General features: G+C 25.0%; 13 protein-coding genes. 2 read left to right on the top strand and 11 right to left on the bottom strand.

The features are described 5' to 3' along the window. Positions 1-5: 5 nt before the first annotated feature. Positions 6-1,241, bottom strand: coding sequence for a histidine--tRNA ligase (gene hisS / locus ACI2WZ_RS02340; protein WP_500245146.1), 1,236 nt, complete (start codon positions 1,239-1,241; stop codon positions 6-8). A gap of 1,463 nt (positions 1,242-2,704) precedes the next feature. Here hisS and ACI2WZ_RS02335 point away from each other — a divergent pair. After that, positions 2,705-4,288, top strand: coding sequence for an ATP-binding cassette domain-containing protein (locus tag ACI2WZ_RS02335; RefSeq protein WP_500245145.1), 1,584 nt, complete (start codon positions 2,705-2,707; stop codon positions 4,286-4,288). A gap of 126 nt (positions 4,289-4,414) precedes the next feature. Here the strand turns inward: ACI2WZ_RS02335 and ACI2WZ_RS02330 are convergent, their stop codons facing one another. Beyond that, positions 4,415-5,728, bottom strand: coding sequence for an FtsX-like permease family protein (locus ACI2WZ_RS02330; protein ID WP_500245144.1), 1,314 nt, complete (start codon positions 5,726-5,728; stop codon positions 4,415-4,417). Positions 5,729-5,880: 152 nt separating this feature from the next. Beyond that, the gene (locus ACI2WZ_RS02325; RefSeq protein WP_500245143.1) at positions 5,881-6,438 is read right to left on the bottom strand and encodes an ABC transporter ATP-binding protein; all 558 of its coding nucleotides are present in this window, start codon (positions 6,436-6,438) and stop codon (positions 5,881-5,883) included. A 997-nt stretch (positions 6,439-7,435) separates the two neighbouring features. Here ACI2WZ_RS02325 and ACI2WZ_RS02320 point away from each other — a divergent pair. Further along, complete coding sequence (locus ACI2WZ_RS02320; protein WP_500245142.1) at positions 7,436-7,681, top strand: hypothetical protein; 246 nt, start codon at positions 7,436-7,438, stop codon at positions 7,679-7,681. 1,625 nt (positions 7,682-9,306) lie between these two features. Here ACI2WZ_RS02320 and ACI2WZ_RS02315 read toward each other — a convergent pair. The 8 genes from ACI2WZ_RS02315 to ACI2WZ_RS02280 form a co-directional block, all read right to left on the bottom strand. Beyond that, on the bottom strand, positions 9,307-9,681 hold the full coding sequence (locus tag ACI2WZ_RS02315; protein ID WP_500245141.1) for a hypothetical protein: 375 nt from the start codon (positions 9,679-9,681) through the stop codon (positions 9,307-9,309). A 346-nt stretch (positions 9,682-10,027) separates the two neighbouring features. After that, positions 10,028-10,519, bottom strand: coding sequence for a hypothetical protein (locus ACI2WZ_RS02310; RefSeq protein WP_500245140.1), 492 nt, complete (start codon positions 10,517-10,519; stop codon positions 10,028-10,030). After that, entirely contained in the window at positions 10,426-10,947 is a 522-nt protein-coding gene (locus ACI2WZ_RS02305; RefSeq protein WP_500245139.1) for a lipoprotein, read from the bottom strand. The genes ACI2WZ_RS02310 and ACI2WZ_RS02305 overlap by 94 nt, the downstream gene beginning before the upstream one ends. A 916-nt stretch (positions 10,948-11,863) precedes the next feature. Further along, complete coding sequence (locus ACI2WZ_RS02300; protein WP_500245138.1) at positions 11,864-14,212, bottom strand: PTS fructose transporter subunit IIABC; 2,349 nt, start codon at positions 14,210-14,212, stop codon at positions 11,864-11,866. Positions 14,213-14,222: 10 nt separating this feature from the next. Then, complete coding sequence (locus ACI2WZ_RS02295; RefSeq protein ID WP_500245137.1) at positions 14,223-15,161, bottom strand: 1-phosphofructokinase; 939 nt, start codon at positions 15,159-15,161, stop codon at positions 14,223-14,225. A gap of 3 nt (positions 15,162-15,164) precedes the next feature. Continuing rightward, a complete protein-coding gene (locus ACI2WZ_RS02290) occupies positions 15,165-15,887 on the bottom strand; it encodes a DeoR/GlpR family DNA-binding transcription regulator (protein ID WP_051372143.1) in 723 nt (240 codons plus the stop codon). 73 nt (positions 15,888-15,960) lie between these two features. Then, complete coding sequence (locus ACI2WZ_RS02285; RefSeq protein WP_500245136.1) at positions 15,961-16,245, bottom strand: SemiSWEET family sugar transporter; 285 nt, start codon at positions 16,243-16,245, stop codon at positions 15,961-15,963. Further along, positions 16,246-16,563 carry a SemiSWEET family sugar transporter gene (locus ACI2WZ_RS02280; protein ID WP_500245135.1) on the bottom strand — a complete coding sequence of 106 codons (318 nt, stop codon included), beginning with the start codon at positions 16,561-16,563 and terminating at the stop codon, positions 16,246-16,248. Positions 16,564-17,147: the final 584 nt, after the last annotated feature.

Raw genomic sequence — 17,147 nt, 5'->3', positions numbered from 1 at the left:
TATTTTTATTTCTCCCTTATTGTTTCTATAATTTTATCAAAAGGTACAGTTATTTCCTTTTTGGTTATCTGATTTTTAATAACCACAACATTGTTTTTTAATTCATTTTCTCCAATAATTATGATATTTTTAGCCTTAAGTTTTTCTGAAAACTTGAATGCTGACTTTAAATTTCTTTCTTGGTAATTGAACTCTGATTTTATACCTGCACTACGCATCATTAGTAATAAAATACTTGAGAATTGTTTAGCTTTTTCACACAAAGCGATAATATAGCAATCAACACTTTGTTCTTCAGCCAATGATATACCTAGTGTTTCCAGTTTATTGATGATTCTTTCGATACCCATCCCAAATCCAGCAGCCTGTAACTCAACATTTCCTAATTCTTGAACTAAATTATCGTATCTTCCACCACCAATAAGGGTGCTTCCAGTATCATCAATAACTTCAAAAACAAAACCAGTATAATAGTCTAATCCACGAACAAGCATACCATTTTCTTGATAAGTTATTCCTAAGTTATTAAGATTTTTTTTAAGTTGTTGATAGTATTCTTTCTCACCATCACTCAAATACTCTTTCATATCTTTTAAATCTTTGAATTTAGGTGCATCAATTTTGCAATCTAAAACACGTAAAGGATTTAATTCAATTCTCTTTTGACAATCTTGACATAAATCTAAACCACTTAATGTTTCTTTTAAATATGCAATATATGTTTCTCTTTTTTCTCCCGTAATTAAGTAATTTAAGTTTACTTGAAACTCTTCTATTCCAACAGTTCTTAATATTGAAACAGCTAAACATAGTATTTCTGCATCTAATTCAGGGGTTTTTTTACCAAAAACTTCAACTCCAAACTGATTGAATTGTCTTTGTCTTCCTGATTGGGGTCTTTCGTAACGAAACATGCTACCAAAATAAAATAGTTTCAATGGTAAGTTTTCGTTTATATAAAGTTTATTTTCAATAATAGATCTAACTGTTGGTGCAGTTCCCTCTGGTTTTAATGCTAGTTCACGGTTTTTTTTATCATTAAATACGTACATTTCTTTAGAAACTATGTCAGTTTGCTCACCAACACTTCGTTTAAATAGCTCTAATGACTCAAAAATTGGTGTTCTTATTTCTTGATAATTGTATAAATCGACTAAATTTCTAATAATCAACTCTAACGCGAAGAATTCTCTCACCTTTTCATTAAATAAATCTTCTGTTCCTCTTGGTTTTTGAATCATATTAATCTCCTATTTCTAACCATATAATTTTACACCATTTTTAAAAGGTTAAAAATACTAATTGAGCATAATAAAAACCTTCATAAAGAAGGTTTTAATAAATTATTTAATAGTTTTATACTTATCTCTAATTCCATCAGTACCCAAAAATACTAATTTTAACTTTTGATATCGGATATAATTGTCGTAATTAAGAATGCATTACGAAGTACTTTTGATAAGGCTACATCAATAAATACTAATGAATTTGTTAAAAATGCTACGAATATTCCGTCAAGTGAAGCTGTTATATTTATTTGCTTTTACACTCTAAAATGGTGCATAACCCCATCAATTAGTTTTTTTTCGATCTTTATACCATTTTATATCCGCTTGTTTGATACAGAACTAGCGAAATTTTATTGTCAGTTCTTTTCTTTTATTAAACTTAAAAAATTATAATATTTCATTTTTTTAAAAATTTCTGACAGTTTAAAAAAATAACCAAAAGTATTTACTATCAAGTTGGTTGTTAGAAATTCACTATGCATAATAATTCAAATCGTTAACAGACAAACGAAATCTCATGTTTTGTTACAAATAAGATTTTTGTCGAATCTTAAAAGTGCTATTTTGTTTGGTCTCTGAAGTATTTTTCTCATTTCAAAGCAAAAGATAAAATTCAAGTAGTTTGACTTTCAAAGAACAATCACTGAAAAAATATACGCAAAGAGTAAAGAAGATTAAGTTTTTTTAGCAAGCAATAAAAAAATAAATTTAACTAGAGGTGTATACTAAAACTAGGTGATGATATGAAAATAAGGCTAAATAATAAAATAATTATAAATCATAAAATGATATCGATATTCTTCGTGATACTTTTGTCTCTAACACTTACATTTATATATCATAATTTACAAAACTCTTTATTATTTTTATTTACATCTTTGATTAATTTCTTTAGTCTTTTGTTTTTTGTATCTACAATGTTACTTTTTATAAACTTAGTTAAAACAATGTCTTCATATTGTTATGAAATAATATATTGATTTAAATATTATTTAACTATTTCTCTTATATCTATGTTAAATATCATCTTTTATTTGTATACAAATAATAAACAAGTTGATTTATTTGTTTTTTTTAATCTTTTAACAATTCTACTTCTGATTACATATGCTTATACTTTTTTGATTTTGCAAATAAGTTTTGCAAAATCAAATTTAATAAAGATAAAAGTTATAGAGAATATTTTTTCTGTGATTACAACTTTTTATGAGTATATTAAATCTTTAATTTTCTTTATGTTTCTGATTAGTTTTGAGATTTACAAAAGTTATAAAAGAATCACATATTTAATTGTAAGTTTTTTGAAAACACAATTTATAAAAAGATTAAGATTATTTTATGGTGATCAGTTTGCTTAACAATTTTTTGAACATTTCACAAATTATTTGTAAATAATTTTAGAAAGGATTAAAATTGTGAAACTTACAAGATTAACTAATAAATATTGGTATTTGATTTTCGCTTACTTTCTAATAACATCCGTTTCAAACGGTTGTATGGTTTATGCAGGATATCAATTATCTAGTGTTTTAAATAATGTCTTTGAAAAAAATATTCAAGGTGTTACAAAAGATACGATAATAGTGGCAATATCGTTTTTATTATCAATAATATCAAACTATATATCTAACATACTAAAAATATATACTGTTAAAAAAATAAAAATTGAATTAAAAAACCTTATATGCAGAAAAATAATTTCATTTAGTGATCAAGAATATAACAGTTATAAAAAAGGAGAATTGATATCATGATTTACAAATGATGTCAATTCAATTGAAAATTTATGCATAGAAAACTTGTTCAATGTGATCAAAAGCTTGTCTGCTATAATTTTAGCAACGTATGCTATTTTTACATTTCATTGAATAATAGGTTTATCACTTTTAGGTATAACAATACTTATGATAGTACTACCGACATTAGTTCAATCAATTGTTACTAAAAAAACCGAGAAAATGTCAAAAGAGAGAGAAATTTTTTCAAGCAAGGTTGAAAACCTACTAAATGGTTATATAATTTTTTCTTATGCAAATGAAAAAAGAAAGTTTGCAAACTTGATAAACATAGCTAATAAACGCGAAGAAAAAGCTGTCGCTTCTTATCAATATGTAAACGCTTTTCAAGGTTTAATCTTATTCTCTTTATTCATTTCTAGTCAAATGATTATGCTATTTGTTTCAATTTTCTTATCGTTAAATAATTACACAGAAGTTGGTTCAATACTTGCAGTTACAAATATATCAGGTACATTTTTTAATGGTTTAAACGGTTTATTCGGTTCTGCTTTTATTATTAAAGCAGGAACTATCATAATCAAAAAATTTAATTATAACGAGAAACAAGTACATCCAAAAAAATTTATTGCTTTTGAAAAGCTAGAAGTAAAAAATTTAAGCTATAAAGTTGCTGAAAAAGACATATTCAAAAATATTAATTTAACTTTTGAAAAAAATAAAAAATACTTGATTGTTGGTGATTCTGGAAAAGGTAAAACTACTTTACTAAATATTATTTTCGGTTTAATAGATAACTATCAAGGTAATTTGATAATAAATGAAAAACACAATTATAAATCATTGAGTAAGGAGGATATTAAAAATTTAATTTGATATATGCCCCAAAAAACTATCATTTTTAATGATAGTTTGAGAAATAATATTTCTTTGTTTGATCCAAGTATTGAAGATGAAAAACTATTCAAAGCTTTGGAAAACGTTAATTTAAATGAATTAGCAAATTCCGCTAGTTTGGAAAGTGATTTAAATAATGACTTCAGCAATTTGTCTGGTGGTGAGTTACAAAGAATATCAATAGCAAGATCTTTAACACAAAATAAACAAATATTGATTTTTGATGAAATAACTTCAAATTTAGATAAAGGAAATAGAGAAATAATAGAAAATATTATAGGTGGTTTAAAGAAAACTATTATATTTATTTCCCACACAACTAATATTTTAAACAATCAAAATTTTGATGAAATAATAAAATTATAACTACAATTCTCCTTATATACATTTATGTTTATTTATTCATAAATTCTATATATGGAGATTTTTTTTATGACTAAATATAACATTATAAAAAAAATAAAATATCTATACTACATTGAGATATTTTATTTAATCGTATTTGTGCATTAATTTTTTGTTGTTGTAAATACAAAATGGAATCACTAATAAAGTAGTTACTAATAAAATTAAAATATTCATTATTGCTATATTTTCAAATAACTTTAACAAGTTAAAATTCGAAGCATTAAATCCATAAAAACAAAATATAAATATTGAGAAGAATAATGTTGAAACAAACAGACTTATAAGAGTTATTACAAAGTTTGTAATAATAATGACGAACATTATCTGCTTTTTACTAAAACCAATTTTGTATATCACCTTATAATTACTTTCTTGACTTGTAAAAAATGCTACTAACGTGTTTGTAAATACTATTAAACCAAATATAGAATTTATGATTAAGAGTATATAAATCCCCCTATTGTTTTGTGAGTTATTTTTTTCTACTGCACTAAACGAATATGTAGAATAAATATAATAAGCGAACATTGAAAAAGCCATTAACAAGTTAATAAGAACGAAAATTTTATTAATATTTTTAATTAGAGATTCTAAAACAATTGTTTTATAAATGCTTTTTGATCTTTTGTTAAATAGTTTTAAAAAGTAACATAAGAGTTTTTTTCCTATAAGACTGAAAGCAAAAACAAAATTTATAATAACTGTTATCAATAAACCTAATCCTAAACCTCCTCGCATAGTGTAACTGTTTGACAATAATGCAATGCATATCAAAGAGAAAATAGAAGAAAAAATAATACGTAGATTTCTTTTCTTCTTACTTTCTGGTATATCAAAACTCACGCTCGCTATTTTTCTTAATCTTTTTGTTGAAAAGTATGTTGAAAGCAATGTAATTAAAATAGTTGCTAGCACAAATATATAATGATATGAGTACTCATTATATATTTTGAAATTACTTTCAATTACTTGCTTATTTTTTAACTCCTTTAGAATAAAATTTGCAAATGGAATATTTAAAAAGAAGGAAAATAAAATTGCAATAGTCATGTAAATAAAAATTTCAAAAAAAATAAATACTCTCAGTTTTGTGTGACTGATACCAATAATTCTAAGCAATTTAAAACTAGAATCTCTTAAACTCATAGATAATGTGATAAGACTAAAAATAGAGAAAATGGATACAAAAAATATTATACCTACTATTCCATTAAAAAAAGTTAATGGACCTAAAGGGTTTGTTAATTCCAAAACATCTTTATAAGCATATGCATAAATACTATTAGCAAGTAGTAAACCAAAAGTGAAAATGAGAAATGTTGATAATATCAATGTTAATAAAACCCCGATTGATATTACTATATTCTTTTTAAAATAAGATAAAAATAGATTATTCATTTATTTGGAGTTAAGTAGATATCTTTCTACATTTTCAACATTTTTTATTCCATTATATTTCTTTAAGGTTTTATTATCAATTATAAATATACTATCACTTTCAATTGCAACATAAGGATCATGAGTAACTAATATCAAGGTTTTATTATACTCTAAGCAAAGATCTTTAAGTAGTGTGTGATGTTATTTCTATCCTTTATGTCCAAAGAACCCGTTGGCTCATCAGCTAAAATTATATTGCTATTGCACATTATCGATCTTGCGATTGCTACTTTTTGTTTTTCACCACCAGATGAATAATTTATTTTATTCTCGAGTTTATTTGCTAAATTTAGTTTATCAATTACATACTCAAATTTTTTTAAATCAAGTTTTGTTTTAGTTAATTTAGAAATTAGTAATATATTATCTCTAACGTTTAAATAATCTACTAAGTTTAAATCTTGAAATATGTAGGTCATATTCTCTCTACGATATTTTGTTAATTTTGATTCCTTTAAAGTATTAATACATTTATCATTAATATAAACTTCGCCTTTTAAAGGTTTTTCTAAACCATATAAAATGTTTAGTAAAGTTGTTTTTCCAGATCCTGACAAACCAATTATTGATACAATTTCTCCAGCATAAAAAGTACAATTTATGTCTTTTAAAATTTCAAAGTTTTTTATGTGGTGACATATATTTTTTAACTTGATGGTTTTATTCATGTACTTCAACTCTCTTCTTTTTTTTAAATTTCAGATAAAAAATTTTATATGAAATTCTGTTTAAAAAATACCAAATATCAAAGATTTTAAAAATAGTATTTTTAAATGGTTACGATTTTATTTATAAAACAAATCTAATAATTTAATTAAATTTGTTTTTCAATACTAGTATAAACGAATTTCCTAAATTTACTTTTTCAATTTATGTTAACACTAAATATTAACTAACAAAAAAGCAAAAAAATAGTGAAAAGGTTGGTTAATGGATATTATTAAATACAGTAAATATACTTTGACAAGTAAAGGGTCACCCTAAACTACACCAAAAATTATGTATATAATTTTTATAGGAGGGTGTCTTTTTTATGGTTAAAACAAAACTATTTACTGCAGATGAAAAAATGAAAATAGTAAATGAATTTTTAACATTTGACATAAGTGCAAAAAAATAGCAGAAAAATATAATATTAAACAACCATGTACTATTTATCAAGGACAGAATAGGTATGTAACTAGTGGGATCCCTGGTTTATTTGATCAAAAAAGAGGTAGAAAATCCAATATTGATAAACAAAAAAACATCGAAAACATCAAACAAGAGTTAAGTTTTTTAAGAAAAGAGATGCAAAATAAAAATAAGGAAAATAGAGAATTAATTAATAAGGTCGAAATTATGGAAAAGTTCACAGCATCTCTGGTAAAGGATTTTAAAAACAAAAAAATAAACATTTAATTTTATAAAATAATAAGTAAATACTTGCAAAAAAAATATAAAACTTTCATGACTATTAAATTTATTAAACATTAATTTTAAAACTTATAAAAGTTGAGTTAATAATGGTTCGAAAGATTATAAAACAAAAAGAAATACTTCTTATGATCTATTCATAAAACTAGTATTTAATGATTGTGACTTAAAATATGGTACACACCGTAAATGAGGTCATAAAAATATAGTTTTAAAATTAGGCGTTGGTAGAAAACAGTTTTAAGTTCAATGAAAAGTCAAGGACTTTTTCCTGATAATTGTGAAAAAAGTAGAAAGTGAAAATCTTATGTTAGTGAAAAAAAAGAACCTGTAAATACTGCTCCAAATTTATTGAAAAATCCAATTACTGGTAAAGTAGAATTTTTTGCTTCAAGATCATTGGAAAAAATATGTTTAGATATATCAGAATTTAAGTTTAATAACTCTAAATTATATATGTTTGCATATATTGATGTTTATTCAGATTACCTTTAAAAACTTATTTTCAAGTAATCAAACTACAAAAGAATTAATAAAATCACTATATATATTAAAAGATAACTACAATATAAATAATTCAATTATCCATACAGATAGAGGATCCCAGTTTAGAAGTATTAATATGATGGACTTTTGTAAAGCAAATAAAATACAACAAAATATGACGGATGGTTATGCTTCATAACAAAACGCAATAGTAAAAATTTTTTTTAATATTATTAAACAAAATTATTTTAAAGGACACAAACTTTTAAACAAAACATAATTTCTATCTTGAATGGAAAATTGTATCTGAAATTATTCAAACAATAGAATAATAAATAAAAAAAATACTCCTATAGAAATGTACAAGAGTAATTTGTTAAAATAATTGTAGTTTGGGGTGACCCTTTATTAAATGTAATTTTTATTAATAAATTTTATATAGAAAATGCAAAAAAATCATAAACACTTATAATATAATAAGAATTGAAGATCTGTATAGATAATGTTGAATCAGCAACTTTAGACTAATAATAATGTATTTAAAATTATTTTTAATTGACTTTAAAAAATTTTAAAATGTTATATTTCTTTTTATTCAATAAATAATAAAATTAATTTCATTGTATAACTATTTATTACATTTTATAAATTAATAATTAATAAAATTGAAACAAAATCTATTAAACATTTAATAAATAATTATTTTGGTTCTAACAAAGTTTCATAAATTAAATCCACTTTTATTATTTCGTTTTTACACAATTGTTCCATCATTTAATAAATTTATTTGTTTTATCAAACACTTATCTGTTTGAAATTTAATTCGTATTTCTAATTTATTTTTCACTGTGTAATTTTCTGTTAGTATCTTTAAACCATGAATAGTTAAGTTAGTCTCTATATTATCATCTCTAAGCAAGAAAAAAAATCAATAAATAGAATCTAAATAATTGCTTTTACCTGAACTGATCTCTCCAAATAAATAATTTAATTTATTATCTAAAATTTCGAGTGTTTTATGGCCATTAGTTAAGTTTCTAAAATTTTTTTATTCAAAATTTAATTTTCATTTTTTGTTACCTCTCTAATAGATTACCAAAAAATTTTATCAAATATGTATAAAAGAAAGAATTTAAAAAGTTTTATGTTTTAAAAGTGAATATAGGTAGCTTTTATAAAACTTAAAAAAATTTATTCAAAATTAAAAAAGTAGGTGAAAATCATTCATATGAATAGTTTTATAGTTTTTATTACCAAGTATTAAATCCTGACTAGGACTATCATAATAACTAATATTATGAATGTAATGTTTAAATATATGTTCAATGAGATCGCATATATAATGATTGAAGTTCTATAAGAAGCGGTTTTATTTCCATTATATTGATGATTTGGTAAATTAACATTAAATAGTGTTGAATAAGTTTCAAAGTTAAAAAAGCTTATTCTTATATTTTTATGACTTTACAATTATTATTTTTATTATTAACTTGTTTGTGAAAAACATTATAAAAAAAACTTAGCACCTTGTAATTCATTAAACTCTATCTACAATAAAAAAACATATTCTATAATTGACAGAATATGATTAAAATTAATATTGACTGTTTTTATATTTTAATTTAAATATAAGTCTAATTAGCATTATTTTTTTGAAAAATTTCATACGCATTGCATCAAAAGTTTTTAAAAATAATTTCTGGCATATTTTTAAGTTTTGCTTGAATTTCGATACTTTGATCAATAGATTCTTTTACTAAAATTTGGTTTAAAATTCAGGAATTAGCTCTAATATATTTCAAAAATAATTTGTATAATTTTTCATAATTTAATGAATAATTAATTTTATTTATATATCTTTTTCGTGCTAGTTCTAAATATTTTATATAATTATTAAAAGGTAATATGTTTAAATCATATGATATATCTTCGTAGTTTTTAGCATTTATAAGTTGACTATTTATAAATTCTTTTACTTCGTTATAATTTGAAAACTTGATTAATTTCATTCTTTTAGAGCTTATATAGATAAAATACATTATAGAAAAGATTGAAATTGTATAAACAATAGAATTAGATAACATATATTGTAAATAACCATTGTCATTTTGTGAATATATAAAAAAACTTCCTATAAAAATTATTGAATTTAAAATAATGAAAAAAATATAAGAAGTATATATTTTTCATTTTTCATTTTTTATGTAAATTGGAAAAACTGTTGTAAGGGTTTCTTTATTAAATATTTTTTTAACTGAAGTGATATTTCTTCATAAAATATATTGAAAAATCATAAATCCAAAATAACCTGAAGATATAATAGGAATAATACCTAAAGAAATATAGTATCACATTCTAAAATTTTACCAAATCTATTCATGCAACTATTGCTCCAATTGTTGCACATAAAGCAATTAAAGCAGGCATACATCAGCAAAGAGGAGTTATACATGTCAATGTGGGTAACAATATATTTCTAGCTGTTGATGCTAACACTTTACCTGATGCAATTGTAGCAGTAAGTGCTGAACCAAACTTACTTCAGTTGTTCTTTTCGTTGTCATATTCTACCAAGGCTATGCTCAAACCAACTGCTGTAGCACTCAATATACCCGCTGCAGTTGAACACCCAATAGCTCAAGGAATAGTTGAACCAAAACTTCAGAAAGCACCTGCTCAAAAACCTGCTGCAGCTATCGCAGAAGCTGCAGCTAAACTAGCTATAGTAACTTTTGCTATTTTTAATTTTGAAACTAGTTCACTATTTTTTTGATATGATGATAATTTTTCAATATAATTAATATTCTCACCAAAAATATTTGAATTAGTTTTTTCATATTGATTCAAAAAATTTGTATAGTCTTTTTTTTTTGATTCATGTCCTTGAATTGATTAAAACCATCTTTATAGGAATTTTCAAATCTTTCATTATTCAATTTAATATAGTCTATAGTTTCTTCCAAACTTAAATTCTGATTTGAGAGTTTACTAAGAATTTCTTGTGATTTACTTTGTGAAAATTCAATGTATTTTATAATTTCACTTTGATTTATTTTTTTAGAAAAATTCGAATTGTTTTCATTATTGTACACTATGCTTTTTTTTACATTATCGAATAAGCTTATAAGTGCTTGATTTGTTTCACTTCAGTTTAATTCATCTTTAATTTCATAATTTGAATTATTTTTCTGAACTTCGCTTTTTGAACTTATTAAATAACTAGCTCCTGAAGCTGTTATAGAAAAAGTTCCTACTATGCTTAGTAATTTTTTCACATTATAATACCTCCATTAATTACTTAATAACATAATAACAATTAATTGTTTATATTTGTGAAAAAAAATAAATAAATTTATTTTTTTCTACCTAAAATTGAAAATTTTTTAGTGGCAGGATAAGCGTGGTTAGCTCTTTTTTCAAAAAACCCTTTAATAAAGGTTTTTTTCTCAAAAATTGTGCTAGCACTTACCATTTTTGCACTAGCATTAATGCAGCACAAAAAAAGCTTGGAAGACAAGTTGGTTTTTTCTTATTTTTGCAAATTTATTTGATACTTTTGTTTTATTTATTGATTAATTTTCTTATTATATCACCATATAGGTTTTTAACAGCTTTTATTATAGGTATATTTACTCTATATAAACTTTTATATTTTGATTTAATAACTTCATCTACTAATATAAAGTAATCATCAACTATTTTATCTTCAAGTAATTTATCACTGTAATGATATAGATATGGATATATGTTTACCCCATTAATTTTTGCTACATTTATATTAATTAAAAATTACTCCAATAGAAATGTACAAAAGTAATTTGTTAAAATAATTGTAGTTTGGGGTGACCCTTTAAAGTATACGAAATGTTTTTATATGATTACTTCATTAATGTTTGAGTTTTTTTAGTTATATAAAATTATATGATTATCAGATGTTTTTTGACTAAAAAAGTTATTATGTTTAATTTCATTTTAATTAAAAATTTATGTGCTGATTTTTAAATAAAGTACTTGCACGGCAACTTTTTAGTATCGAGATTCAATTTGGTTTTATAAATTTTATATAAAAAAAATTCTCCTTGTATAGAATTATGTTTTTTACATAATGTATACTCAGAGAATTATATCTACACTTGTTTTATGTGTAAAATTTTTTTAAAAAGATTTACTTCAATAATATTATTGAATAAATTATTTAGCTTTTAACTTTTGTTTTTCAGCCAATTGTTTTTGATATTCATTTTGTTTGATTTTCAAGTTTTCCTCGAATTGATTGTATTTATTTAGTTTGCTTTCTAAAACAGCAATTTTTTTGTCATTACCTGTATACTTAGAAATTCTATTTTGAATTGATTCTCTAACTCCATTAGTACCTGAAAGTACTAATTTACCGTTTTTGATATCTGCCATTCTTCAGAATCCTAAGATTATACCCATAATTATTGAACCAACCATAAATGCTGTAATAAAGAATGCAATACCAAGTCCTTTTGATAAAGCTACATCATTAAATACTAATGAATTAGTTAAAGGTGCTATGAATATTCCACCATGTGGAGCTGTAATAGTAATTTGCATTGCACCAGCGATGGCTCCAGCGATTGCACCACCAACCATAGCTGATACTGAAATTCTTTTTGGATCTTCAATCATAAATGGAATTGCACCTTCTGAAATGAAACATACTCCCATTAATCAGTTAGCTTTTGCAGAATCTTTATGTTTTGCACTTCATTGTCTTGGGAATAAAACAGTTGATATTGCTATTCCGATTGGTGGAACCATTCCACCAACTAAGCTTGCTGTCATAATCATAGTTTGTGATGAATATGCTGCACTATTTGGGTCTTTAACTAATTGATTTCCAACAGCTAAAACTCCAAGTGAGTAAGCGATTTTATTGATTGGACCACCCATGTCAACACACATCATAAATCCGATTAATGTACATACTATGAATAATAAATTTTTGTCTGCTAAGAATACAATACCTTCTTGTAGTCCTAACATTACGTATCCTAAAGGAATATTGATTGCTAACATAATTAAAGCAATTGCTGCTAATGATAACACAGGAACAAAAACAATGTCTCTAGCTCCTTGTAAACCTTTTGGTAGATTTTTCATCATTTTTGCTAAACCAAATACTGCTAAACCTCCAAGGTAGGCACCAATTAAAGCACCAATAAATCCTGATGAAGGAACTTTTGTGATTGCTTCAGGAAGGAATCTTGATCATCCTCCACCTCATGATTTAACAGTACCATAAACGAAACCATCTCCATTAGAAATAAGTCCAGCAACTGCTCCAACCATCAATCCTTGTGCTCCTACTAATGAGTAACACACGTATGCTGCCAAGATTGGAATCATTAATTCCATTCCTATTTTACCAACAGCAGTGACTGCTTGAGCGACTCCCCAAACAGAACCAAAACTGCCAGAATAATAATACTTAGCACCATCAGATGCTACTCAATAACCAACCGCGTTTTTGAAATCATCAAAAACTTTTCCGTCAAATAATTGCTTGAATTTATTTTCATCAGCGATAGCAGTAATTCCTAAAGACGCTGTATAAATATAGTCTAATAGGAAACCAAATCCTAGAATAATACCACCTGCAACAACAAATGGCAACATTCTTGATACACCTGCTAATAAATTGTCTTTTACTTTTTTAAATTGCTTTAATGTTAATTCTCCAGATCCTGAATCCTCATCATCTTTTGCATTTTCAACTTTTTGAGCTTTTGGATGATTATCAAATCCAACGATTAGATCTTTTCCCTTATAAATAGCTTCTTTAGTTGTTGTATCGATTACTTTGTAACCGTTAAATCTAGCCATTCCTTGAATAGCCTTATCATGTGCTAAAATAATAACTTTTGCATTTGCAATATCATCTGCAGTAAGTTTATTTTCTACACCCCTACGACCTTGTGTCTCTATTTTTACACTTAAACCTTGTTGTTCTCCGTATTCTTGTAACTTTTCAGCTGCAAGATATGTATGAGCAATTCCAGTTGGACAAGCAGTAATTCCGATAACATCATATTTACCATTTTTTGGTGCGTTATCTTTTTTTTCTTTTGGTTGACTAAATAAAGTTTTTACAATGTCAACACTTTTTGCACTTCTTAGTCCTGCTTGAACTTCTTGTTTTATTAAATAACCTGATAAACTTGCTAAAGCATCTAAATGCTCATTTCCATCTTTTCCATTTGTCATGATCATAAAAACCAAATCAACTGGTTGATCATCCAATGATTGTCAATCAATTTTATTTTTTAGTTTTACAAATGCAATTGCTGATTTTTCAACAGTTGGATTTAATACGTGTGGAATTGCAATTCCATCACCAATACCTGTTGAACCTTCGCCCTCACGTTTGTAAACTGCGTCTTTAAAATCTTTTTCGTCTTTTATGAATTTTTGTGATTTTAATTTTGAAGTTAAAAATTCAATAACTTCGTCTTTTGTATTTAAATCTTGTTCAAAAAAGGCGATTTGTTTATGAAACAGTTCTTTTAATTCCATAAGAACCTCCTTATATTTTTTCTACTGTTATTTTATTAACTAATGATTGTATTTCTTCTTTTGAAGCTAATCATTCATTAAAAGCTGTTGCAGCACCACTGGCAGCTGCATATTGTAGTGTTTCTTCAATAGATAACTTTTGGTCTATCCCATGAACAAAACCAGCGAGCATACTATCTCCTGCTCCAACTGAGTTTACTAACTTACCTTTTGCTACACCAACTCTATATATTTCACCTAACTCTGTAAAGTATAAACTACCTTGTGAACCTTTACTCAATAATATGTTACGAGCCCCCAAATTCTTCAATTGAAGAATAAGTTCTTTTGTTTCATCAAAAGTAATGTCTTCTTTGAACTCGATATTTAAAGTTGAGCAAATTTCTTCTAAATTAGGTTTAATTAAAAATGGTTTTTCTTTTAAAGCATACTTTAATAACTCGTTTGTGGCATCACAAACGAGTGTTGCATTGTGTTTATTTGTTAATTTTCCAATTACTTGATAAATTGTTTTTTCAATTCCTCTTGCAACACTTCCTGTGACCATAACAATGTCATTAGGTTTGATAACTCCATCTAAATATTTAATAAGTTCATCAATGATAGAACTCTGAGTTTCAAAACCTAAACCGTTAAGTTCTGTTTCTTGTTTAGACTCAAGATTCTTAACTTTATAATTAACTCTTGTTTTGCCTGGATTTAATAAAAATTTATTATTTAAATTTACTTCCTTAAATTTTTCTAAAAATATGTCTTTGTTTTCATCACCAAGGATACCTATTGCTTGGACATTAGAACCTAAATTGTTCAAAATGATACCAGCATTAATTCCTTTACCACCGACTACTTTATACTCATCATTGTAGTAGTTTGTTACACCCAATTCAACCCGCCTATCTGTTAAAATGATATGATCAATTGCTGGGTTTAATGTTATTGTATATATCATATTTTATACCTCTTCATTTATAAGAGCTATTTTGCTCTTGTCACTAAATCTTACAAAGGATTTAGAATTCATTTTACTTGTGTCTGCTAAACCAAAAGCAAACTGTGCGTTTTTGATAATTTTCATTTTAATCTCTGCTTCGTCATCGTCAGTAGTATAAAAATTAAATTCCTTATCTATGGCGTTAATTCCTAAGAAAGCTACATCAAAGTTATACTTCGAAATTGCAGCAATAGTTTCAACCCCACAAATAGCACCCGTCGATAGTTTTAATTTACCAGGTAATAAATAAATGTCTCTTATTCCATTATTTGCTAAAACCTGAGCATTAATTATTGAGTTTGTGTAAACCTTAACATTCAAATCCTGTGTGATAAGTTTAGCTAAAAAGTAAGTTGTTGATCCTGCATCTAAAAATACAGTTTCAAAAGGTTTAATACAGTTTAAAGCCTTTGAAGCAATTAATTGTTTTGCATCAATGTTAGAAGTTAGTTTTTCATCTAATTTTGCCTCTAAAATAGACTTTTCTTTAATGGATTGAGCTCCACCATGAACACGTTTTAATTTTTGTTCATAATTCAAATCCGTTAAATCTCTTCGCAAGGTGGTAAAAGGAATATTAAGTTCTTTAGAAATTTCTTCATTTGAACAATAACCGCTTTTATTTACAAAATCGATTATCAGTTTAAGTCTTTCTTCTCTCAACATATTTAGCACCTCACTCATATAGTACTCTTATAAAATAAGAAAAACAACCAAAAACAACCAAATTTTCTTAAATACAACCAAAAACAACCGATTATACTGTTAATCTTTTTTTAGATTTGTTAATTTCTCATATTTTGAATGTTAAAATGAAACTTGCAATTATAAACACTATTACATTAGTTACTATCAAGGGATAGTTCATAATCATGACAGCTGCTATCAATCATAACAGTGCAGCTAGAACTGCAATAATGTACATTATCAAGGAAACATCTTTTGAAGATTTTGTTACTATAATTTTAATAAGTTGTGGAATAAATCTAATACAACTTACTATAGTCGCAAATCATGAAACTATTTGAATAAAAATTTCCATTTAGAGTTCCTCTTCTTTCGGTTGGTTATTAGATACTTTATTTTTTAAGATTGAAATTGACTTCAAAATCATCAAAATAACACCAAAACTAAATAAAAGTGTGTTTGTAAAAGCTAGTTGAATCAAAGTACTTTGATCATACAAAAAAATTTGTAAATAAGCATAAATACATCAACTTCCATTCCCAAATACAAAACACAAGATTGTAAATAAACTTACGTCTCTGGCACTTTTTGTTCTTCACATTTTAATTATTTGTGGTATTAGTGACGATGCTAATAAGATTGATGCAACTCAACTAATTATTAAATAAGCCATATATAATCTCCTAGTAAATTCATTATAATTATTAAACTCTGAGTTTTTTTTTTTTTTTTTAAAAAAAAAAAAAAATGTTCGGTACACCAAACTTTTTTAAAAACACTCCAATGATATCAAAAAATATAATTTAAATATTTGAAATCTAAAGAGATGTATGTTGGGGAAATCTTATGTTCAATCATTATACTTATATAGAAGTAAAATGTTATAAAATTGTTTAACGTTTTATTTAAAATCAACAAAGTTAATTTGTTTATCTTCACTATTAATCTTATTTAAATAATAAGAATATTTTAAACATTTCATCATCAATTGAGTTTTCCAAGATTAATTTAAAAAAAATATTTAACATAACAGATTTAACCCGACTTATATTTATACCTTTATTATGCACAATACTGTTTATTCTAAGCAAAACAAAAACTTATTCAACAATACACATTGTTCTAATTTTTAAGATATATAATGTTGCATTATTTTTAAAACTTAGCCTATAAAAAAAATCTCCTTGTATAAATATATCTTTTTCAACACACTATATACTTAGAGAATTATTTTTTTTTTTTTTTTTGTTTAGATGT

It is taken from the genome of Spiroplasma endosymbiont of Megachile willughbiella (genome assembly GCF_964273395.1).
GTDB classification, from domain to species: Bacteria; Bacillota_I; Bacilli_A; order Mycoplasmatales; family Mycoplasmataceae; genus Spiroplasma_A; species Spiroplasma_A apis.
The sequence above is the reverse complement of the archived record's forward strand: the minus strand, read 5'-3'. Positions and strand labels throughout refer to the sequence as shown.